This is a genomic window from Nostoc sp. FACHB-152, assembly GCF_014697475.1.
Classification (GTDB): Bacteria; Cyanobacteriota; Cyanobacteriia; order Cyanobacteriales; family Nostocaceae; genus Nostoc_B.
Window position 1 is genome coordinate 185,125 of sequence record NZ_JACJRV010000006.1, and the last position, 23,496, is coordinate 208,620.

Sequence of the window (23,496 nt, forward strand, 5' to 3'; positions counted from 1 at the left end):
AATATCAACACCACAAGGTGGGAAAGCGAAGTTGATATTAAAACGAATATTTTTGCTGAATTGTAGCTGATAAGGACTAAACTAAAAAGTCTTGTGCAGCAAAACCTATAGTTTTAAATGAAGTAATCATGTCCAAGGTTCTCGTATCCGATCCTATTGACCAAGCTGGAATTGACATTCTTTCCCAAGTTGCTACTGTTGATGTCAAAACTGGTTTAAAACCCTCCGAATTAATCGAAATTATTGGTGATTACGATGCCTTAATGATTCGTTCTGGCACAAGAGTGACAGAAGAAATTATTGAGGCTGGCACACATTTAAAAATCATTGGACGTGCTGGTGTCGGGGTAGATAATGTTGATGTGCCGGCTGCTACACGCCGAGGAATTGTTGTAGTTAATTCCCCTGAAGGAAACACGATCGCAGCAGCAGAACACGCACTAGCGATGATGTTGTCTTTGTCTCGTCACATCCCTGACGCTAACGCTTCTGTCAAAAGTGGTGAGTGGGATCGCAAAACTTTTGTAGGTGCAGAAGTTTACAAAAAGACTCTCGGTGTTATTGGTTTAGGGAAAATAGGCACCCATGTTGCCACAGTAGCTAAGGCAATGGGGATGAAATTACTGGCTTATGATCCTTTCATCTCCACTGAAAGAGCCGAACAAATTGGCTGTCAGTTGGTGGATTTAGATTTGCTGATGCAGCAATCTGACTACATTACACTCCACATCCCTAAAACCTCAGAAACTACCCATTTAATTAACGCCACAACTCTGGCAAAAATGAAGCCCACAGCGCGGATTATTAACTGCGCTCGTGGTGGAATTATTGATGAAGCAGCTTTAGCCGCAGCTATTAAAGAAGGTAAAATTGCTGGTGCAGCGTTGGATGTATTTGAGTCGGAACCGTTGGGTGAATCGGAATTGCGATCGCTCGGTAAAGACATCATCCTTACTCCTCACTTGGGAGCCTCCACTACAGAAGCTCAGGTGAATGTCGCAATTGATGTGGCTGAACAAATCCGCGATGTACTTTTGGGACTACCAGCACGTTCCGCAGTTAACATTCCTGGACTCGGCCCCGATATTTTAGAAGAACTCAAACCCTATATGCAACTGGCGGAAACCTTGGGTAACTTGGTAGGTCAGTTAGCTGGCGGTAGAGTCGAAACCCTGACAGTCAGATTACAAGGTGAACTGGCAACCAACAAGAGTCAGCCATTGGTAATCGCAGCCTTAAAAGGTTTACTTTACCAAGCTCTGCGAGAACGAGTAAATTACGTCAACGCCAGTATCGAAGCCAAAGAACGGGGAATTCGCGTCATCGAAACACGAGATGCTTCTGAGCGCGATTATGCTGGTTCCCTGCGTCTAGAAGCCACCGGTAGTTTAGGTACTCACTCAGTGACAGGTGCTTTGTTAGGTGAAAAAGAAATTCACTTAACTGACGTTGATGGCTTCCCCATTAACGTTCCCCCCAGCAAACATATGGTGTTTACCTTACACCGCGATATGCCAGGGATTATCGGTAAACTCGGTTCTCTGCTCGGAAGTTTTAACGTCAACATTGCTAGTATGCAGGTAGGCCGCAAAATCGTCCGTGGTGATGCAGTAATGGCTTTAAGTATTGATGATCCCTTACCCGATGGCATTTTGGCAGAAATTACCAAAGTACCAGGCATTCGGGACGCTTATACAGTCACACTTTAAAAAAGGATGAAGGATGAAGCATATCTTGCACTAACGATTAAAGTCGCAGCTACACAGACAAAGCCTGCGGAGGCAGGCTCAACTTGATTTTGGATTAGTCCGCTTTCGCGGACTTAGTTTGTTTAGCCAAGCCAGTGCGTTCGGTCACCGGACTCCCTCACTGGCGTGCGAATTCCTTCCGTTGGGGCTTGGTGCTTCAGACTTCATCCTAGCCTGCGGCAAGCCCTTTGGGTGACGCTCCTGCGTCGCTAACGCTGCGCTAACAGCAGTTGCTTCAAGTCGGGGAACCCGCCCAACGCACTGCTTCACCGCTTCGCGTCTACATCCTTCACACTTCAGATATGGCAAACACTTGGTGGGAACTACAGATTTTATGTGAACCAGAGCTAGAAGAGTCTATCTTTTGGCGGCTGGAAGATTTTGGTAGCCGGGGGACAGCAAGTGAACGCAAAGGGAATTCTTCTTTAGTTAAGGCTTACTTACCGCAATTTCAAGCACAGTTACTAGACTTGGCTGCATTGGCGTTGCGGTTGCGTCAAGATGCTTTGTGTGTAGGAATGTCTACGCCTAGCTTGCATTGGCAATTAATCGATGAAGAAGATTGGGCAACCAGTTGGAAACAATATTGGCAACCCCAGGAAATAGGCGATCGCTTTTTGATTAACCCTGCATGGCTACCAATGCCAGAAAATACTGAACGTTTAGTAATTCGCCTTGATCCTGGAGTGGCTTTTGGTACAGGAAACCATGCCACAACTCAACTGTGTTTAGAAGCATTAGAAATGCGCTTGAGCGAGGTACCGAAATCGTTTATCGGTAACGAAGAAAGAACGCCAGTAATAATCGCAGATATCGGTTGCGGTTCTGGTATTTTATCCATCGGTGCAGTCTTACTAGGAGCCGAAAAAGTTTATGCTGTGGATAATGATCCCTTAGCAGTGCAATCAACTTTCAGCAATCGCACCCTCAACAACGTGAGCCAGGAACGCTTGATTCCAGCCGAAGGTAGCGTAGATGTTTTGAGCAAAATCATTGAAAAACCAGTAGATGGTATCGTCTGTAATATCTTGGCTGACGTAATTATTCAACTGGTTCCAGAAATAACTGCAATCACTCAACCTAGCACTTGGGCAATCTTTAGCGGTATTTTAATAGAACAATCCAAATCAGTCGCAGATGCGTTAGAAAAACATGGTTGGGTTGTCGCGGCTCTCTGGAAGAAAAAAGAATGGTGCTGTTTAAATGTGCGTCGTTCTTGAATTAAAACAGGTAACAGGTAATAGTGGACAGAGAACAGGCTTGAAAGTCTTTTGTTACATGGCTTTTTGGCGAAAACTTGAACCTCATTCACCTACAATCTGCTGTCATTAAAAACTAGAAGTTGAAAACAATCTAGGAAGATATTCTAAATAGCTTAAATACTAGAGGTGCAAAGAATTGCGCCTCTATCTTTTGGCAGGTTTTTTAATAAGATTATTGTCCCGAACTAGCAATTTTCATGAGTTATATCAATTCGCAATTCGCAATTAAGAAATCTATCTCCAGTAAGACTTTCCTAATTTCCATCTGTTGCCTCATTTTAGAGAATTGGTATTATTTCAAAATGCTGCGATCGCTGAAGTGAAAAAATCCGACATCACACCACGAAAAGCTTAAATCTAGCTTTTTGAGCGTAGTAAATATAGCTATAAAAAATTACAGTTCAACTTTACATTATTATGAACACAGCTAAAATATTCATCTTAGAAAATATGTTTTGCATGGCAGAAACTGAGTAAATCACTAGGTATTATTTAGAAATTCATCCAAAAGAAAGATGATATATTTGCAGTTTAAATTTATAATACACTAGTGATTAGAAAAAGCATTTAAAAACTTTAATTAGCATATTCAGACAGCAGGGAGCAAAAAGAGAAATTAGTGTTTTCCCTAAGCTAATCATATGCAAGTTAAATATGGAATTGCTAACAAGCAAAACCCACATACATGAGGTTTAAACCCTTAATTTTTGTTTGATTCTGTGCAGATTGGTATTTTGATACTCAAATTTTAAACTAGAGCGGAAATTAAGGAGAGTCAGGGGTTTTTTGCAGGCGAATCAATGTATTATAAACTTGCCTTTTTAAGTTATTGTCATTTTGAAGTTCTATAGTAATTGTATTGAATCGGTCAATAGTTAGACCATTTTGTTCAACTTTTTTCTGAGATTCATTACAATAATTTACGGCAATTTCTTTCGGTTTCCGGGGCAGGTTATTAATACTTTTCGGGTCGTTACAAACAATCTGGGGTATTTCTCCTCCCATCAATTTTTTGATTTCATCAAAAGCTTGCTGACGCGATGGTTCCATTGCTAACACCGCTCTAGCATAGTTAACGATTTCATTATTGTTGACTGGTAAATTTTGAGCAGAGGCTTTGGAAGCAAATGTCATACTACCTGATACTAAAGTTGCAGTAGCAATAAATCCGCAAAAGAAAGTTTTAGGCAGTAAATTTACTAAGCGATCTCGGAAAAATAAATCAGCGATTTTTTTCATAATCTCAGTGACACAGGGCTTAATTGTAGGGGTGTGTTATTGGCTTTGAATTATTTTGAGAGTGAGAAGTTCCAGCAAAATTTCCGTGTACTGAAGTTTTATCTGTATTTTCAGTTGCGTCCACATATTTGACAAAGTTCGATTACTTTTGTCTGGAGTACTGATACTTCAGAAACTCCTTGCTTGAGACTAACTTCTAACTCTAGTAGTAGTGGTAGAACCGAAATTAGCTGCTGTACAGACAAAAATTTGACTTCTTGTTGTAAAAAGTAGATACGTTTAGGGTTACTAACCTCAGCCGCTTGAGCGATCGCTTGTGGGTTTCGCTCACCGTTTTCTGTTATGATTTTTACCCATAGCCAAGTACGAAATTGACCAATCAACGTCGCTACTATTCGCAATCCCGGTTCTGCTGCATTGATCAGATCATTCAAAACAGTTAAAGCTTTCACTGTATCTCCTGTTCTAATTGCTGCTGCTAATTGTAAACTATTTTGCGTAGTATTCCTGACTAGTTGAGTTACCGTATCTAAATGTAAAGGTGTTTGGGTATCTATATTATAAAGCCGCAACTTCTCTAACTCATTGTAAAGAAGCCTTGTATCATTACCTACTGATTCTGCTAAAAATTCAGCAGTTCTAGTCGTGAGTTTAACGCCCACAGCTTGGGCTGCTTGATGCACAGCTTGCACAATTAATTCGGTTTTCCAAGGTGGGATGAGAGCAAATTCCCGGAACTCGGTAGCAAATTGCTTCAGTAATTTTGTAGATTTTAAGCGTTCGTCTAATTTATTCCGACTGGTAAGCAATAAATGTGAATTTTCGGGAATTACGGCCAAAGTTCGGGTTAATTCTGCCAAAACATTTTCCGGACATTGTTGGCCTAGGTTGGTATTCATCAGCCAAACCAAACGCCCACCAGCACCAAAAGCTGGAGTCATAGCTTGATTTAAAGCTGAAATCGCCGCATCAGGTTGATCAGGCGCAAAACAAGAATAGTTAAAATCTGTCCAGAGAGGATCCAAAATGCGATCGCGTAACTGAGTGACCGCTTTTTCCATCGCAAAATCATCTTCACCCCAATACACATAGATTGGCATATATAGCAATCCTAAATGAATTACAAACAAATCTAATCCCCACTCCCTATTCCCCTTCCCAAATGCTAAATACTTTTTAAGTCAGTCAGACAAAACCGAGCAATTTTCCCTAAAATCTATCAAGTGAGAACGCGAGGCTATTGAAGATTGGACGACAACTATCAAACTTACCTAAACCGGGTAGCAAGAATGACGCTACCAGAAGCATACAAATCTCAAGTTCAGCATATCCAGGAGTCTTATAAATTCCAGCCCCAAGATGGAACTAGAAAAGCAGCCCCCTTTCCTGGGTATACGCTAATTACCCCTACCGCCGCCGAAGCATCGGACAATTCTGCTTTTTATGAAAAATTAACAACATATCAACAGCAACTTTTGCAGTTGCCTATCAACCATGATTTGATTGTTCCTGTACCACCTGCTAGTTTCCATTTAACTTTGGCAGACTTGATTTGGGATCATGCTTATCTTGATGCTTGCGAAAAAAATCCCAACTTTGACCAAGAATTACGGTCTTGTGTTGCGGAAATCTTTCAGCAATATCAACAATCCATAACACCAGGAACTAACCCAACTTCTTGGCAAATCCTGGGATTGATTGTTATGCCAAGAGCTTTAGGCGTTTGTTTAGTGCCTAAACATCAAGCCTGCTACGAACAGATTATTCAATTTCGCCGCACAATTTATCAAAATCCCAAGCTAATGGCTTTGGGTATTGAACAGCACTATCACTTAACAGCCCACATTACATTAGGCTACTTCGGTGAGATTCCACCTGATTTAGACCGTAATCAACTCAGTGATATGCTTTCGGAATTCAATCAGCAGTGGCTAGAAGATAATTCTGAATTTCTGGCTAATCGTGTCGAATTACGAAAGTTTGATGATATGACGCGCTATTATCGTGAACCAGACTGGCCGAGTTTAGATTTTTAAATTTGCGCCTAGTGGTTCGCTAAGGAAACTTGGCGGGGTAAAGGGCAAGGGGAAAGGGAAAAGATGTTTACTCCTTTAACCTTTAACCTTTCCCCTTTTCCCAGCCCTCACCTAACAATTTTGGGTTGGCAGACTACTAATAAGGATCTGAATTAAACCTCCCCCGCTTCACACTCCTAAAGTAATAACCTCGGCTGGGTGGGTTCTTCAAATCGAAAGTATCGCCACTAGGAACGCGCCAAATTTTATAGTCATGATAAGTTAGCGGCGTTCGGGGTTTGCATACCTCTGGTGGGTGGTCTCCAAGGACAAAATAAGCGGCGTTCCTACCTATCACCTTGGCTACACCGTATTTATCAATAACTACCGATGTCTCCTCACTAATTGCTATGCCTAAAACACGTTTAGCTTTGCCATCTTGAATTTGCCGCGCAATAAAAGCCATAATTCGACCCATACGTTTGCGACTATCGAAGTGGGTATCAATGATAGTCCCGCGCAAATGACCCCATTGAAAAAAGTCGTATGTAAAGGTGATATTTCGATAAGGGTCTTCGAGTATTTCTCTAGTTTCTATGCTGTCTTCACAAGCGCAAGAATCGTAGATATACTCACTATGAATCATGGCACCTGCACTCGTACCCCCAATTCCGCCGCCTCTGGTGTAGACTTCGCGCACTGCATTCTCTAGTTTAGTGTTTTTCCAACTGCGGATGTATTGGCATTGGTCGCCACCAGCAAAGAAAACTACCCCAGCTTTTCTCACCTTTTCGACAACATCATTTCTATTGGCATCATTGCGGTTGCTAACTATCAGAGTCCTGACAGAGTTCACGCCTCTCATACCACAGATAAGGTGATTGTAGTCATCACTACCATAGGTGCGGATTACAACTACATCAACTTTATTAGGGCTGTTACTCCCGCCCCTAACTTGGTCAATCATCCATTGAATAGCCTTCTCAACATCAGGCCCTCCCCCTCCCAAGTTCAACACTGGGCCAGCTAATCGGGGAAGCGGCAGAACAACATCAACAGTGTTGTCAAGGAAGTAGCGTTTCAGGTATGCTGAAAGACGGGTTATTAAACTGGCACCCATCCTGAACAACACAGTTCCCAAATTCTTCCAGAACTTTGCTATATCTGGGAATGCCTTCGTCATACTAACTTTTGTGAGCAAACTGCATTTACTGTTTACTCTCGCATCAGAAGGCTGGAAATTCCCAGCGTACAGGGCTTGTAATGTTTTTTAACGCAAATTAACCCAGAGTAATAGTTTATTCTCTGCGTTTCTCGGCACTATCCTCAGTTTTGCGCTGTATTTAATTACCAATCAACCCGCGATCGCTCCTGTACAACTCGCTGGTAAACTGATTGGGTTTGCTGGGCTAATTTCTTCCAGCAAAAGCGGCGTTGCAAATCCGCATAAGCATTATCTATCAGCCATTGGCGATAACCTGGGTTTTTCAAAACCTCCAAAATTCCCCACGCTAAAGACTCAGGGTTATTTGCCCTGGTAACGATACCTGTTTTGGTATTCTGCACAACTTCCGGAAAACCACCTGTATCAGATACTACTACCGGAACGCGGGAAGCAAAACTTTCTAAAGCCACAATCCCAAAGGGTTCGTAAACGCTAGGAAATACTGCACAGTCAGCGATTGTTTGAAATTTATCTAAGTATTCATCAGATAGAAAACCAGTGAAATAACATTTATGCCAAATACCTAAATCTGCCGCTTGCCGTTTAAGATGATCGGTATTACCACCACCAATAATCACAAATTTAACGTCACCACCCATTTGTTCCAGCACTTTGGGTGCAGCATTCAATAATACTGATACACCTTTTTCGTAAGTCATCCGGCCTACATAGTAAACAATTTTTTCTTGATCATCGGCAAACTGACGACGAAAATCTTGAGAATGAAAATCTTGATGATGCTGTTTCTTTTCGGGGCGGATACCGTTATAAATCACATCGATTTTATCCCAAGGACTGTTGAGGGCGCGTTCTACTTCCCGGCGCATATAGTCGGTACAAACGATAATTCGCCAAGCGTCAAAAGCTAGTGAGTTTTCTTTACCGTGAATGTAGCGTTGGATATCGTTATGAATTCCGTTGTAGCGTCCGTATTCTGTAGCGTGGATTGTTGCAATTAGGGGCAGTTTAAAATTATGCTTGAGAGCGATCGCCGCATCCGCAACTAACCAATCATGGGCATGAATTAAATCAAACGGGCCTTCCTCTACAATTAATTTGCCACCGTGATGTCCCATACTTTGGTTCATATTCACCACCCAGTGGAAAAAGTCATTACCATAAGCTACTGGTACACGATGGACATTTATGCCTTCAACTACTTCATACATCGGTGCTTGACCAAACTCCACGGTAATTAAGTGGATTTCATGTCCCAACTTGGCTAGTTCTGGGTACAACTCTCCCACGTGTCGGGCAATCCCGCCTACTATCCTTGGTGGAAACTCCCAACTTAATACCAATATTTTCATTTACTAAACTCTCCAAAGTTTGATAAATTTCTCAAATCTCGATTTATCTAAAAAATACAAGGGTGAGAAATCAGTTTATTCACGGTGTTTACTAAAGTTTTCTAATTATTTAACAATTTTATTGATTACAGGGTAGCAAGGTTAGTTAGATTCACAAATACCTCATGAAACTTTCTAGATTAATCTATAAAACGCCAAAGGAGAGGAAGTATTTCACCCCCCTTTGGCGTAAACCAACCTTCCTTGAATGTTTTCAGCCTGACGTAAAAATATTCAGGACATAAATAAAGGAATGTAAAGAGAAATTCATCTGTGTGAATCTTCCCTTATACATTCCTTGGTAGATGGTATGCGGTTAGTAACAGTCTATTTTAGTTTTGGTCTAAACGTAAAACAGCCATAAAAGCTTCTTGAGGTACATCTACCGTACCTACAGCCTTCATCCGTTTTTTACCTTTCGCTTGCTTCTGCAACAGTTTCTTCTTCCGGCTAATGTCACCACCGTAACACTTAGCTAATACGTCTTTGCGTAAAGCGGGAATGTGTTCACTGGCGATGACTTTGCTACCAATTGAGGCTTGAATTGGCACTTTAAATTGATGGCGAGGAATCAATTCTTTGAGTTTTTCAGCCATTGACCGCCCGACGTTGTAAGCTTTATCACGGTGGACAATCATTGCCAAGGAATCAACGGGGTCGCCGTTAATCATGATATCCAACTTCACCAGGGGATTTTCGCGGTAGCCGATGAGATGATATTCCATGCTGGCATAACCGCGCGATCGCGATTTCATCTGGTCAAAAAAGTCGGTGACAACTTCTGCCAAGGGTAACTCATAAGTTAAGGTGGTGCGCCCTTGGGTGAGATATTTCATATCCTTGAAGACACCGCGCCGATTTTGAGACAACTCCATTAACGTGCCGACGTATCCCTCTGGGGTAATCATTTCTACTTGCACGTATGGTTCTTCGATTTTTTCGCGATCGTTGGGTGCTGGTAAATGGCTGGGATTGTCAATATATATTTCTTCACCCTTGACAGTAGTTACACGGTAAACAACCGAAGGAGCAGTAATAATTAAATCCAAATCATACTCACGCTCCAACCGTTCTTGAACGATTTCCATGTGTAGCAAGCCTAAGAACCCGCAACGGAAACCAAAACCCATCGCGCTAGAAGTTTCTGGTTCATAATGCAGTGCGGCATCATTCAGTCTGAGCTTTTCTAAAGCTTCCCGCAAGTCTTCAAATTGGTCAGCATCAATAGGGAACATCCCACAAAAAACCATTGGGTTGGCTTCGGTATAACCTGGCAAGGCTTCGTCTGCTTTGGCATTAGACAGGGTAATCGTATCGCCTACCCGCGCATCGGCTACCGCTTTAATAGCGGCTGCCAAATAACCCACTTCTCCGGCGTGGAGTTCATCGACTTGCTTTTGAGTCGGAGAAAGTACACCCAACTCGTCGATTTCGTATTCTTTGCCGGATGCCATTAGATAAACGCGATCGCCTTTTTTCACCCGACCATCCATTACCCGGAAGTATACAATTACGCCTCGGTAAGGGTCATAATAGCTATCAAAAATTAACGCCCGTAAACGTTGGTCTACTGTATCGGGTGCTGGCGGAATGCGTTCAACAATCGCCTCTAAAATCTCGTCAATCCCAATCCCTTCTTTGGCCGAGGCTAAAATTGCCCCACTGCAATCAAGACCGATAATTTCTTCAATTTCACTAATTACTCGGTCTGGTTCTGCCCCAGGGAGGTCAATTTTATTTAAAACTGGAATAATTTCCAGGTTATGCTCTAATGCCAAGTAGACATTCGCCAGCGTTTGCGCTTCCACGCCTTGTGACGCGTCTACAACCAATAATGCCCCTTCACAAGCCGCTAAACTGCGAGAAACTTCATAGGAAAAATCTACGTGTCCGGGCGTGTCAATTAAATTTAATACATACTGCTGACCATCTTTAGCAGTGTAATCCATCCGGGCAGCTTGCAGCTTAATTGTAATGCCGCGCTCCCGTTCTAAATCCATATTGTCGAGAAACTGCTCCTTCATCTGCCGCACGTCAACAGTACCAGTGGCTTGCAGCAGGCGATCGGCGAGGGTTGATTTCCCGTGATCAATGTGAGCAATAATACAGAAATTGCGAATGCGAACTGCGGGAACGTCAGTCATATACTATCTTTGCTGAAGCAGCAACCAAGGTTAAAAGAGCGATTTACTTAATGTATTTTAATGCTTTCTTTGCCAAGACGCTGCTATTTAGCAGGGGGAGTGGGGAATTGGGAGTAGAGAGTAGGGGCGCAGAGGGGGCGGAAGGGCAGAGGAGCAGGGGAGAATAAATAATACAAATGACCAATGACTATTGACTCTTAGGTAGTTTGTGAATCTAAATAAAGTCTCTATAATTAAGTCTATTTTTCGTGGCAAGTATTGATCAATCAGCAGCGTACAATGAATATATATATAAGTACATAGAGTAGGTATCGTGGGCAGTTACACTATGTAAATGCTCAAATCTACTGATTTACTGACAAAACTTCTAAAGCATTGTCTGGTAACTTCTATGAAAACTGCCACTTAAAACATCATGATGTTACTTTTGGTACGATTTCGGGGAACTATGTAACCATACCTTGAAGATTTGTCAGTAAACTAACCCGAAGGTGAGTAGAAGTACTTTACAGAGCTTTAGACAAAACAATTTCACAGTATAAAACCTATGAATATGAAAGAGAAAGCTACCGACGCGGAGCAAAGACAACCCGATAAGGTAGAAATCGCTGTCCGTTTAGATTCAGAGTTACTAGAGCAAATTCAACATCTTACCAATGATCCTAGCAAGGTGATTGAAGTAGCAATCCGTCAATGGTTGCGGGGTGAATTTTCTAGAGATGACGAACTGACACGGACTCCTTATCGCACGCCTGTTCCGCCTAGGGGTGAATGGAATGATTGACATCCACGCACAAGCTTCTCTTAAGACAAGAAAACAAATTTCCAGTTTGTCAATCACCGTTTTCATCACAGCCAGAACACTTAATGTAAGTATGCAAAAGCTACTAGCAGCTTGAGCAAAACTGTATTGAGTTGCCACTTGTCTACCCAACTCGATTAAATGACTATTACTGCCAACTCTCAATTGCCACCAAACTTATTTTCGCAAAATCAGGAAGACACGGCTAATCAGACTCATGGCTCATTACCAACTCTAAGCGCGGAGTTGGTATACACGCAAGATGGGACAGGACGCTATCTGACATTTTATTGGCAGCATAGCGAACTCCTGGGGTTACACCCTGAGCAAATAGTGAATGGGAACCATGAAGAAGAAACTTTTGTTCCAGTGGACAAAGTAGCCTATTTAGAACGGTTACACCGAATTTTAGCAAGTTTGGTACCAGAAAGGTTTCAATGCTGGTTTCGGTATCAGCAAGAGTTGTGCGAGTTGGAATTAGTCATTAGTCCAATCATGCCGCCATTGGGAACTGCTGCTAACACAGTTTTGGTGATGGGGCGGTTATTGCAAGCAACAGTGCAACAAGGGGCAGCGTGTGCAGCATCTAAAACACCTACACCAATCGAGTTGGCTTTACGATCGCAACAAACCCAAAAATTGGTAAATAAAATTACCAGAAATATTCGGCGAACATTAGATTTAGACATTATCTGGCAACAAACAGTAGATAGCTTAGGAAAAGCATTAAGCGTAGAACGTTGTATTATCTGCCCTTATCAACCCTGTAGCTCAAAAGTTCGAGTAATAGCAGAGTATCATCAGCCAGATCGCTCTTCGATGCTAGGCTTAGAAATAGATGTAGCGTCTGAGCCAGCCTTTGCTCAAGCCTTAGCAACCCTGGAACCAGTAGCAATGGAAGTTCCGGGATATACTTTGTGTCCAGAACAAAAAATTTTGGTAGTCGCAACCTGCTATCAAGACCAAGCAAATGGGTTAATAGCGTTAAGTCTGCGAGATGAATGTTACCCTTTAACAAATGCAGAATTAGAATTAGCAACAGAAGTAGCAGATCAACTAGGAACCGCGATCGCTCATGCTACTTTGTATAAAGAATTAGAAGCAGCGCGTCAAAAAGCCGAAGAAGCCTCCCGCCTCAAAAGCGAGTTTTTAGCTAACGTTTCCCACGAAATTCGCACCCCCCTCAACGGCATGATAGGCTTTTTGAAGCTGATTCTAGAGGGGATGGCAGATGATCCTGAAGAACAACATCAATTTCTCTTAGAAGCTCACCAATCATCCATCCACCTGCTTAACATCATTAATGATATTTTGGACATCGCCAAAATTGAAGCCGGCAAAATGGAGTTAGATTGCGCTCCAGTTAACTTAGATGAGCTATTTTGTGGTGTAGAAAGTTTCATGCGTCCCCAAGCAGAGATGAAAAATCTTAGCTTCCGGATGCAAATGCCCACAACCAGCGATGAAATTGTCGTCCAAGGTAATTATCAACGGCTACTCCAAGTGATGCTCAACTTGGTAAACAACGCTATCAAGTTTACCCATGAAGGCGGCATTACCATCACCGCCGATATAGTTCAGAAAAAACTTAAATTCCACGAACAGCAATTCCCTGGGATGGTCAGAGTCAGAGTAGCCGACACAGGAATTGGTGTTTCGCTAGACAAACAAGACAAACTATTTCAACTATTTTCTCAAGTAGATGGCTCCCGCACTCGCCAATACGGTGGTACTGGCTTGGGGTTGGCAATATCTCAAAAGTTAATTGAGGCAATGGGTGGTGAAGTGCATTTTTACAGCCTGGGCGAAGGACTTGGCTCCACTGTTACCTTTACAGTGCCTTTGTATCAACAACCAGTGATTGTATCGTCTTCTGATACCGATTTGGATTGTGCTTGTTGATTATTAGGGAGTGGGCAGTAGGGGTTAGGTTTATAAAACTTATAACTTACACCCCACACCCAATCTCAACAACTAAACTTTGTGTGTAAGTCTTGGCAAAGAAACAAAGACGACAGACAATCTAGTGGCAATTAGATCTAGGATTGATGTAACAAAGCTAAAAAACAAAATTATGGGTGTGGAGTTGACAGTAGTGCGAAAAACCTACGTCAAACTTATGCCTAATTACCATCACTACTTCACAGGTCTAAAACAATGGAATTGACAATTGACAACGTAGAAACCGTTTTAGATGAAATGCGCCCTTACCTAATGTCGGATGGCGGTAACGTGGAACTTGTGGAACTTGATGGCCCTGTAGTCAGATTACGGTTACAAGGTGCTTGTGGTTCTTGCCCTAGCTCCACAATGACCCTGAGAATGGGTCTTGAACGCCGTCTTAAGGAAATGATTCCCGAAATTGCCGAAGTTGAGCAAGTTATTTAGGGACTAGAGGCTAGGGAGTAAAGGCTAGGGACTTAGTAGTTCACCACGCAAATATTGACAGGTGTAGGTTGGGGAAAGGGTAAGGGGAAAAGGGGAAGATTTAAACCCTTGCCCTTTCCTCTTTCCCCTTTCCCCGGTCTGTCAAAAATACTTTGGCAGACTACTAGAGGCTAGGGATTTGGGACTGGGCAATAAGTACTAGTAAAAAGCTACACTCTTTTGGTGAGTTACTAATCCTTAATCCCTAATCCTCAATACCTAATCCTCAATACCTAATCTCAATCTCCAATACCTAATCCCCAATCACTGCTTATGTCCCATCCACTTTACGTTGCCTTTATCTGGCATCAACATCAGCCGCTGTACAAGTCTCCTGGCAGCGGCGTTTCAGTTTCATCCAGTCAGCATTACCGCTTACCTTGGGTGCGCTTACATGGCACTAAAGATTATTTAGATTTAATATTAATTCTTGAAAAGTATCCAAAATTACACCAAACGGTGAATTTGGTACCATCTTTGATATTGCAACTAGAAGATTACATTGCTGGTACTGCTTTTGACCCTTATTTAACAGCTAGCTTGACTCCAGTTGAGCAATTAACGCCGCAACAGCGAGAATTTATTGTCCAGCACTTTTTTGATGCTAATCACCACACCCTGATTGATCCTCACCCCCGCTATGGTCAGTTGTATCAGCAACGCCAAGAAAAAGGGCAAGCTTGGTGTTTAACAAATTGGGATTTACAAGATTACAGTGATTTGCTGGCTTGGCATAACTTAGCCTGGATTGACCCTATATTTTGGGATGACCCAGAAATTGCCGCTTGGTTAAAGCAAGGGCGAAATTTTACTTTAAGCGATCGCCAGCGTATTTACTCCAAACAGCGAGAAATCTTAAGCCGCATCATTCCCCAACACCGGAAAATGCAGCAAACAGGGCAATTAGAAGTGACTACCACGCCCTACACTCACCCAATTATGCCTTTGCTGGCTGATACCAACTCCGGTCGGGTGGCTGTGCCAAATATGACTTTGCCCAAGCATCGGTTTCAGTGGGCAGAAGATATTCCCCGCCACTTACGAAAAGCTTGGGATTTATATAAAGACCGCTTTGAGCAAGACCCACGGGGTTTATGGCCTTCCGAACAATCCGTAAGTCCGGCAACTTTACCATACATTGTTAAACAAGGTTTTCAGTGGATTTGCTCAGACGAGGCTGTATTAGGGTGGACATTAAAACACTTCTTCCACCGAGATGGGGCAGGGAACGTCCAGCAGCCAGAATTGCTGTATCGACCTTATCGCTTGACAACCCCAGCCGGCGATTTGTCAATTGTCTTCCGTGACCACCGATTGTCAGATTTAATTGGTTTTACCTACGGGTCAATGCCTGCTAAACAAGCCGCAGCTGACTTGGTGGGACACCTACAAGCGATCGCCAAAATGCAAAGAGAACGCCCCAGCGAACAACCTTGGTTAGTCACCATCGCCTTAGATGGCGAAAATTGCTGGGAATTTTATCCCCAAGACGGCAAACTCTTCCTCGAAGCTTTATATCAAAGTTTAAGTAACGAACCACACCTCAAACTGGTCACTGTCTCGGAGTTTCTCGAACAATTCCCGGCTACAGCCACGATTCCTGGCGAACAGCTGCATAGCGGTTCTTGGGTAGATGGCAGCTTTACCACGTGGATAGGCGACCCCGCCAAAAATCGCGCTTGGGACTATCTCACCCAAGCCAGGGAAATGCTAGCTAGTCATCCTGAAGCCACAGAAGAGAACAACCCAGAAGCCTGGGAAGCTTTGTATGCTGCCGAAGGTTCCGACTGGTTTTGGTGGTTTGGTGAAGGACATTCTTCTAATCAAGATGCGATCTTCGACCAATTATTTAGGGAACATTTGTATGGCATTTATAAAGCCTTAAATGAACCCATCCCGCCTTACCTCAAACAACCAGTAGAGGCGCATGAAGTCCGGGGAAGTCATGTGCCGCAAAGTTTTATTCATCCAATTATTGATGGCAGAGGTGATGAACAAGACTGGGATAAAGCTGGGCGGATAGAAGTCGGTGGTGCTAGAGGCACAATGCACAACAGTAGTATTGTGCAAAGAGTTTGGTACGGAGTAGATCACCTAAATTTTTATTTACGGATGGACTTTAAAAGTGGTACTGTGCCAGGACGCGATTTACCACCAGAATTAAATTTGCTGTGGTTCTATCCTGACAAGACAATGCACAATAGCCCAATTCCCTTGGCGGATGTGCCAGATCAAGCACCAGTCAATTATTTGTACCATCACCAACTAGAAATTAATTTGCTGACGCAATCGGTGCAGTTTCGGGAAGCCGCAGATCATTATCAATGGCATCCCCGATTTAGCCGCGCCAAAGTCGCTTTAGACAATTGTTTAGAGTTATCCGTACCTTGGGCAGACTTGCAAGTTCCGCCTGATTATCCCTTACGCTTGGTTTTGGTGTTAGCTGATGAAGGTCGATTCTGTAATTATTTACCAGAAAATGCCTTGATTCCGATTGAAGTACCTTAGGAAGGTATGAAGTCTAAAGTGTGAAGTGTGAAGTGTAAGGTATGAAGTTTTTCAACTTTAGCTTTCATACTTCATACTTTTTTAGCAGCAATCTAGGTAATCCAGATAAATCAATGACAAAAACAATAAATTTTTGATTTTAATTTAAGCATAAGTTTTTGAAATAGATTAGGATTTCGCAAAGTTCCCGTAATGCTACTGGCAAAAAAATATTTTTACAGTTAAATTGGAGACGACAAAAAGTAGCTGTCTTTGAACCATGAATCGCTTTCCTGAAAAAACTACCGATTTTCAAAACGATTATAGTTTACAGCAGAATCAACTGAGTCAGTTGTGCGGTTCTCGGCAGCTATTTCGCGATCGCTATCTCATCCTGCGAATTTTAGGGAGAGGTGGTTTTGGCATTACCTTTTTAGCCAGAAATGCCTTATTACCCGGACATCCTTTGTGTGTTATTAAACAGCTTTGTCCAAAAACAACTAGTAGCAAAAGTTGGCAAAAAGCTTGTCAGCGTTTTGAACAAGAAGCAAAAATGCTGGCGCAACTCGGTAGCCATTCCCAAGTTCCCATGCTTTTAGACTATTTTGAAAGGAACGGGGAATTTTATTTAGTGCAAGAATATGTGCGCGGCTATACCTTGGCACAGGATGTGAAAAAAAACGGCACTAAAACCGAAGCGGAAGTTAAACAGTTTTTGCGAGAAATTCTACCAATATTACAATACATACATCAAAATCACGTCATACATCGAGATATAAAACCGCAAAATTTGTTGCGCTGTGAAGATGATCAGCGATTGGTAATGATAGATTTTGGTGCAGTTAAAGAGAAATTAGCTGATATTGCAGAAGAGGGTCATAAAACTGCAACTACTCATTTTGTTGGAACAATGGGGTTTGCACCTCCAGAACAGTTTGCCCTGCGTCCAGTTTACGCCAGTGATATTTATGCAGTGGGGATGACTTGTCTTTATCTGTTAACTGGTAAGGGGCCTTTAGATTTTGGACAAGACAGTGCAGGTGACGTATGTTGGCAAAAAGAAGTTAATGTTAGTGATAGCTTTGCCAAAGTCTTAGGAAATATGGTGAAGTTTTCTTTAGGCGATCGCTTCAAAACAACGGATGATGTGATTAAAGCTTTGGGTAGAGAACATAATTTACCAAATTTAACTAACTGTTTAACCACTAAACCGCTAAGAAGCAGCCAACAACCACCAAAAGAAGAACCTCCAGAATATATATCACCCACAGCCAGAACTGCGATCGCGATTCGAGAATGGAAAGCTAAACTCAACAACAAGCAGTCAAACCGTCATAGTGGTTACTTAACTTCACTATCAAATTAAGTAGCTCAACCTGGAAACCTGCAAAATGGAGGGTGTGTTATGCCGTAGGCTAACGCACCTTATAACCTATAACAAGATTATGCGGTGCGTTGCGCTACACGACAATGCACCCTACTAACTAATTGAAATTCTATTGCTTAAAAGTATGAATTTTGACAATGTATAACTTAAAGTTTTTTGCAGGAATATATCAGGAAATCTACTAAAATCTGAGGTTTTAAAATATTTTTACTGAGATTCATATATAATCGAGAAAATTAAAATAAGGACTCTCGTAGTTTTCCTGAGCTTTGGAAAACTCATTAGCATTTACCTAATACTGTTCGGTTAAGCATTTTTAACTTGTAATATGGTTTTGGGAAAAGGTTAAAGGGTAAGGGTTAAAGGTTTTCTTCTACTTTTTCCCCTTCCCCTTTCCCCCTTAACCGAAAGGTATTGAGCATTTACCACAATTAACTAGATAAATAATTCCCCAGTCCCAACACCAGCGTTATCTACCATATATCCGCGAGAGCCAATTTTATTACGGGAAATTTCGGGGTTCGCTTCATATAAATATTTACGCAGTCGCGCCTGTCAGATGATGATCTGCTGCTTAAATCCCGATTGCCCAAATCCCCTAAATCCCAAAGGAAAGAAGTCTTGCCAAACTTGTGGTACTCCTTTAGTTCCACTGTTAAGAAATCGCTTCCGTGTGATTCGGGTGCTTTCCGATGAGGGGGGATTCGGCAGAACCTATTTATCAGAGGATACAGATAAACTCAATGAACTTTGTGTAATCAAACAATTAGCACCAAAATTCCAAGGAACTTGGTCACAAAAAAAGGCAATGGAATTATTTGCTGAAGAGGCGAAGCGATTACAAGAGTTGGGCGAACATCCCCAAATTCCGACACTCATCGCTTACTTTGAGCAAGATAACTGTTTATATTTGGTGCAACAATTTATTAATGGACAAAATTTATTAAAGGAGTTACAGCAGCGCAAAGCCTATAAACCTAACGAAATTCAAGCTATTTTACTGGATTTATTGCCTGTTCTTAAATTTATTCACGATCGCGGTGTCATTCACCGAGACATTAAACCAGAAAACTTGATTCGCTGTCGTTATGATGGACGATTAAGCTTAATCGATTTTGGTTCTTCTAAGCAATTAACCGAAAAAGTTAAAAATAAAAGTGGCACATCTATTGGTTCTCATGGTTACTCACCACTAGAACAAATCAGAGACGGTAAGGCTTTCCCCGCTAGCGATTTGTTCAGTTTGGGTGCTACCTGTTTCCATCTCCTCACAGGAACGTCTCCTTTTCAATTGTGGATGGAATATGGCTACGGCTGGGCGAATAATTGGCGACAATATTTGCGTAGTCCTTTAAGTCCAGAATTTGATTGCGTGATGCATAAGCTTTTGCAAAAAGACTTAAGTCAACGCTATCAATCAGCCGATGAAGTTATCAAAGACTTGCTTCCTAAACAGCAACTCGCCTTACCACCTGCTGGCAAAACTTCGGGAAAGTTACCTGTAACGCCAACAAAAACTTTGCCATTTGGCTATGTCTTGGTGAAAGGTTTAATCTTAACTTCTGCTTTGATTTTATTATTTGGATTTAGCGATTCTTGGTATCAACAATATCATCGGATTCAAACTAGTTTGTTATCGAGGTTGAAGCAGCCAAATCATAATTCTGATCAAGGTGAAGCGGTTTTTAGTCAGCAACTTAATCAGCCAGTAGGAGATATTTCTTTAGTTGACAACCTCAAAGTTCATACAAAATCGGTTGTATCTGTTGTGATTAGTCCTGATGGTCAGACAATTGCTAGTAGCGGCGAAGGTGAGCGGATTATTAAAGTTTGGAATCTGATCACCCGAAAAGAAATATTCACTCTTAATGGACATTCTCAAAAAGTAAATGCTATAGCTATCAGTCCCAATGGCAAAATCTTAGTCAGTGGTAGTGATGATAAAACTATTAAGGTCTGGAATCTGACAACAGGTAAAATTATTCGCAAATTAGAGGGACATAGTGATTCTGTTCAAGCACTAGCTATTAGTCCGAATGGCAAAATTTTGGTGAGTGGTAGCGATGACAACACTATCAAAGTCTGGAATTTAGCAACAGGGAAATTAATACGGACGCTGATTGGACATAAATTTTGGGTGCGATCGCTTGCTATCAGTTCCGATGGGCGTAACTTAGCAAGTGGCAGTTTTGACAAGACGATCAAACTTTGGAATCTCAACCAAAACGCCCCAGCCCGAACCCTCACCGGAAATAGAAATACAATTACATCAGTAGCTTTTAGTCCAGATAATACAACCTTAGCTAGTACTAGCCGCGATCGCTCGATCAAACTTTGGGATGTCGCTTCCGGAGAAGTCATCCGCACTTTAACCGGACATACTAACACCGTTACTTGTGTCGCTTTTAGCCCAGATGGTATGACTCTAGTTAGTGCCAGCCGCGATCGTACCATCAAACTTTGGAATTTAGCTACTGGTGAAGTCATCCACACATTAGAGGGACATCAAAATACGGTGACATCTGTTGCCTTCACTCCTGATGGTAAAACTATTGTTAGTGGTAGCGAAGACAATACTATTAAGGTTTGGCGAGTGTCTCAGTAACAAGTGCTGAGTTAATAGTCATTTGTTATTAGTTCTCTCCTCTACACCCTTAAGCCTCTAATCTCTAGCCCCTAGACCCTTTTCTACAACCAATTGCCAATCAACACATAAGCAGCCCAAAAGCTGGGTGCTTTGAAATTAGGATGTTTTAGCATGGCGAGTTGAGCATGACGAAGAGCTTGTGCTTTACTAATGTTGCCCTTTTTCAGTTGTTGATAAAAGTCACCAACAAACAAAGCTGTTGATTCGTCATCAATTTGCCACAAAGAAGCCAACGTACTCCTAGCACCAGCGCGAATTGCTGTACCAGCAAGTCCCAAAGCAGCGCGGTTATCCCCCATTGCTGTTTGACAGGCACTTAAAACTAAAAGTTCAACTGCTTGTTGTTGTTTTGCATCTCGACTTCGTAGTAGGCTATCAAATTGCTTGACATGAATTGGCCCATCGGCAGCCAAAATAAAAGTTTGATCAGCATTAGAACTAAACTGGCCGTGAGTAGCTAAATGCAATACATTGAAAGGAACAGTGTTTACCTCTGCTTCTAATGCTTGGCGGGTGAATTGTTGATCTAGGAGATTGGTTGTGGAGACTCCAGCCTGGGCAATGTAGTTAACTTCAGATTTAATTGCCGGTAAAGGAGCGAAGTTAGAAAATCCTAGCGGTGGCTCAGATAATCCCGCAATTAAACCTTTAAGCTGCTGTTTGACTAAAGGTTGAGGATTTTGTAATTGTAAACTGACACTTAAGGCGATCGCATATTTTTCTATTAAGTATTTTTCCCCATCATAAAGCGATGCCATTGGTATATTACGTAATACTCCATCTAGTACAAATACTAAGGTATCAACTTTACTAGCTGATAACTGAGACTCAATAGGTTTGAGTAGCCAATTGTAAATTGTTTGAGATTGGGTTCGGATAGCTTTAGTAGCACTTGGACTCACCAAAGCTGTACGGAGATTGGCAACAACTTTTTCCACTTCTCCTTGGGCAATATTAGTGCTGTAATTCTGTAGTTTTTGATGGGGTAGTTTGACGATTACCTGGAGTTGTTGCGGGAGAATAATCGGATAAAATACCGCCGTATTGGGATTTTCCTGATCTACAATTTGATCGAGGGCTACACTCTGACCTTGCAAACAAGCTTCTTGAAAGAAGTTATCTAATTCTGCTAATTGCAAAGCTTCGATTCGCTGACGTACCTTATCTAAAATTTTGTCATTTGTTTGAGATTGCAGCAGTAATTGAACTGATTCCCGATAGACAGGTTCAACACTATCTCGAAAGTTAAATTGTACGTCTTGATTAATTGCCGCTAAGTCACTACGGAGATACTTTAGAGTATCTACAGCCGCATCATAAGCTGCGATCGCACCTGGAAGTTGTTTTTGCTGCCAAAGTAATCTGCCTAATTGCCACTGTAAGCGATAAGCAAGATCTGGTGTATTGCTAGCTTGTCCTAAAGTTAAGCCTTTTTGCGTTAGTCTTTGTGCGTCTGACCATTGTTTAGTTTGTTCGTACAAATGACCTAAGCTTAAAAGCGCATAAGCTTCGGCACGCTGATCACCTAATTTGCGAGATTGGTTAACAGCATTAGCTAGGAGTTGAGCAATTTGAGGATTGGTGATGGAAGATTGAGAGTTAATCCCTATTTGGATTAAGCTTTGGGCAAAATTAATCTGAGCATAAATAGCAGCGCGACTAACAGGAAGTTGATTAAGTTGGGATTGAATCGCAGGTAATAAATTTTGGACTTGTGCTAATTGTTTAACTTCAACTAGGAGGCTGAGGTAATTAAGTTGTGCTTGGACTTTGGCTAAAGGTGAGGGCGATAGTTGAATTGCTTGTTGATAATATGCGATCGCTTGTTGTGTTTGCTGTTGTTTACGCGCATTATTCGCTAAACTCAAAACACTGGCTGCCATCTCAGCCGGGGATTTTAGATTTTCAGCAATCTGCCGACTCTGTTGAAGAACATTCTGAGATTGACGTAAATTGCCTGATATTAACAGTGCATCACCCAGCGATCGCAATCCTACGGCTTTTTCTAGAGAATCTGGTTGCGATTGTAACTGCTGCTGTACTGCTTCTAACATTTGGACTGCACGGCGATAAAAGCCTTGAGTTCGCCACGCCTGGGCTTGATTAATTTGCGATCGCACCACACCACTGGGATTTTTGGCTTGCTGATAAATCGCTGCTGCTTGCTGCCATGTTGTCAAAGCTGCCTCAGGCTTACCCATTGCTAGTTGCAGACGACCTTTAATTAAAAGCGATTGTGCGAATACTGGCTCCTTTTGGTTGCTTTTAAGTAATTTTAAGCTCTCATCAATTGCTTGCTGCGCCTCTGCCCATGCGCCTAATTGCTGGTAAGCAAGTGATAAATTGCTGAGAGTGGTAGCTAATTTTAGTTCATCTTTCTGTTGCCGATATTCCTGGGCTGCTTGTTGCAGGACTTTTACAGCTTCAGCAAAACGCCCGCCATCATAAAGCATTTTGCCTTGTTGCAGGGGCGAAGTAATAGTTGAGGATAAAGTCGGGTGAGGCAATAAAGCCAACACAGGCGAACCTAGTACACACAACAGCCCAATCAGGAAAGACAAAAATAAGCGTAAAATCCTGCTAATTTTAAGATGATTTGACCCAAAATCTCTAGTTGAGGTCTTAAATGGCATGGCAAGAGGTAGATGATAGATGCAATAAATAAAATAATTTCACCAGTGGCTTCGACAATTTTATATGGTTTGTTGCAGTGACTTTCCCAGAGTTACAGCCTAGAACTTTAATAAGAATAGAAATTTAAGTA

The 23,496-nt window shown here is 42.0% G+C and carries 15 protein-coding genes; 9 read left to right on the plus strand and 6 right to left on the minus strand.

Annotated elements, in window-relative coordinates:
• Positions 1–128 precede the first annotated feature (128 nt).
• Together serA and prmA are read left to right on the plus strand one after the other, a co-directional pair.
• Positions 129–1,709: a phosphoglycerate dehydrogenase gene (serA, locus tag H6G76_RS08310; protein ID WP_190698251.1), complete on the plus strand. Its 1,581-nt coding sequence runs from the start codon at positions 129–131 to the stop codon at positions 1,707–1,709.
• A 341-nt stretch (positions 1,710–2,050) separates the two neighbouring features.
• On the plus strand, positions 2,051–2,968 hold the full coding sequence (gene prmA, locus H6G76_RS08315; RefSeq protein ID WP_190698347.1) for a 50S ribosomal protein L11 methyltransferase: 918 nt from the start codon (positions 2,051–2,053) through the stop codon (positions 2,966–2,968).
• 807 nt (positions 2,969–3,775) lie between these two features.
• Here prmA and H6G76_RS08320 read toward each other — a convergent pair.
• Together H6G76_RS08320 and holA are read right to left on the minus strand one after the other, a co-directional pair.
• Positions 3,776–4,249 (minus strand): DUF4168 domain-containing protein, encoded by a 474-nt coding sequence (locus H6G76_RS08320; RefSeq protein WP_190698254.1) that lies wholly within the window; start codon positions 4,247–4,249, stop codon positions 3,776–3,778.
• A 110-nt stretch (positions 4,250–4,359) separates the two neighbouring features.
• Positions 4,360–5,349 (minus strand): DNA polymerase III subunit delta, encoded by a 990-nt coding sequence (gene holA, locus H6G76_RS08325; protein WP_190698257.1) that lies wholly within the window; start codon positions 5,347–5,349, stop codon positions 4,360–4,362.
• Positions 5,350–5,496: 147 nt separating this feature from the next.
• Here holA and H6G76_RS08330 point away from each other — a divergent pair, with 147 nt between their 5' ends.
• Complete coding sequence (locus H6G76_RS08330) at positions 5,497–6,285, plus strand: DUF1868 domain-containing protein (protein ID WP_242056348.1); 789 nt, start codon at positions 5,497–5,499, stop codon at positions 6,283–6,285.
• Positions 6,286–6,421: 136 nt separating this feature from the next.
• Here H6G76_RS08330 and H6G76_RS08335 read toward each other — a convergent pair whose 3' ends face one another.
• The 3 genes from H6G76_RS08335 to lepA form a co-directional block, all read right to left on the minus strand.
• Positions 6,422–7,447: a cyanophycinase gene (locus H6G76_RS08335; RefSeq protein ID WP_190698260.1), complete on the minus strand. Its 1,026-nt coding sequence runs from the start codon at positions 7,445–7,447 to the stop codon at positions 6,422–6,424.
• A gap of 164 nt (positions 7,448–7,611) precedes the next feature.
• The gene (locus H6G76_RS08340) at positions 7,612–8,799 is read right to left on the minus strand and encodes a glycosyltransferase family 4 protein (RefSeq protein WP_190698263.1); all 1,188 of its coding nucleotides are present in this window, start codon (positions 8,797–8,799) and stop codon (positions 7,612–7,614) included.
• 371 nt (positions 8,800–9,170) lie between these two features.
• A complete protein-coding gene (gene lepA, locus H6G76_RS08345; RefSeq protein ID WP_190698266.1) occupies positions 9,171–10,982 on the minus strand; it encodes a translation elongation factor 4 in 1,812 nt (603 codons plus the stop codon).
• A gap of 547 nt (positions 10,983–11,529) precedes the next feature.
• Here lepA and H6G76_RS08350 point away from each other — a divergent pair.
• The 6 genes from H6G76_RS08350 to H6G76_RS08375 all read left to right on the plus strand — a co-directional run bounded on the left by H6G76_RS08350 (position 11,530) and on the right by H6G76_RS08375 (position 20,690).
• The gene (locus H6G76_RS08350; RefSeq protein WP_190698269.1) at positions 11,530–11,766 is read left to right on the plus strand and encodes a hypothetical protein; all 237 of its coding nucleotides are present in this window, start codon (positions 11,530–11,532) and stop codon (positions 11,764–11,766) included.
• A 159-nt stretch (positions 11,767–11,925) separates the two neighbouring features.
• Positions 11,926–13,686, plus strand: coding sequence for an ATP-binding protein (locus H6G76_RS08355; protein WP_190698272.1), 1,761 nt, complete (start codon positions 11,926–11,928; stop codon positions 13,684–13,686).
• A gap of 255 nt (positions 13,687–13,941) precedes the next feature.
• Entirely contained in the window at positions 13,942–14,172 is a 231-nt protein-coding gene (locus H6G76_RS08360; RefSeq protein ID WP_062293460.1) for a NifU family protein, read from the plus strand.
• Positions 14,173–14,484: 312 nt separating this feature from the next.
• Entirely contained in the window at positions 14,485–16,719 is a 2,235-nt protein-coding gene (locus H6G76_RS08365) for a glycoside hydrolase (RefSeq protein WP_190698273.1), read from the plus strand.
• Positions 16,720–16,978: 259 nt separating this feature from the next.
• On the plus strand, positions 16,979–18,064 hold the full coding sequence (locus H6G76_RS08370; RefSeq protein ID WP_190698276.1) for a serine/threonine-protein kinase: 1,086 nt from the start codon (positions 16,979–16,981) through the stop codon (positions 18,062–18,064).
• Positions 18,065–18,647: 583 nt separating this feature from the next.
• Entirely contained in the window at positions 18,648–20,690 is a 2,043-nt protein-coding gene (locus tag H6G76_RS08375; RefSeq protein ID WP_190698353.1) for a serine/threonine-protein kinase, read from the plus strand.
• Positions 20,691–20,773: 83 nt separating this feature from the next.
• Here the strand turns inward: H6G76_RS08375 and H6G76_RS08380 are convergent, their stop codons facing one another.
• Positions 20,774–23,365: a CHAT domain-containing protein gene (locus tag H6G76_RS08380; RefSeq protein WP_190698279.1), complete on the minus strand. Its 2,592-nt coding sequence runs from the start codon at positions 23,363–23,365 to the stop codon at positions 20,774–20,776.
• Between the last annotated feature and the right edge of the window lie 131 nt (positions 23,366–23,496).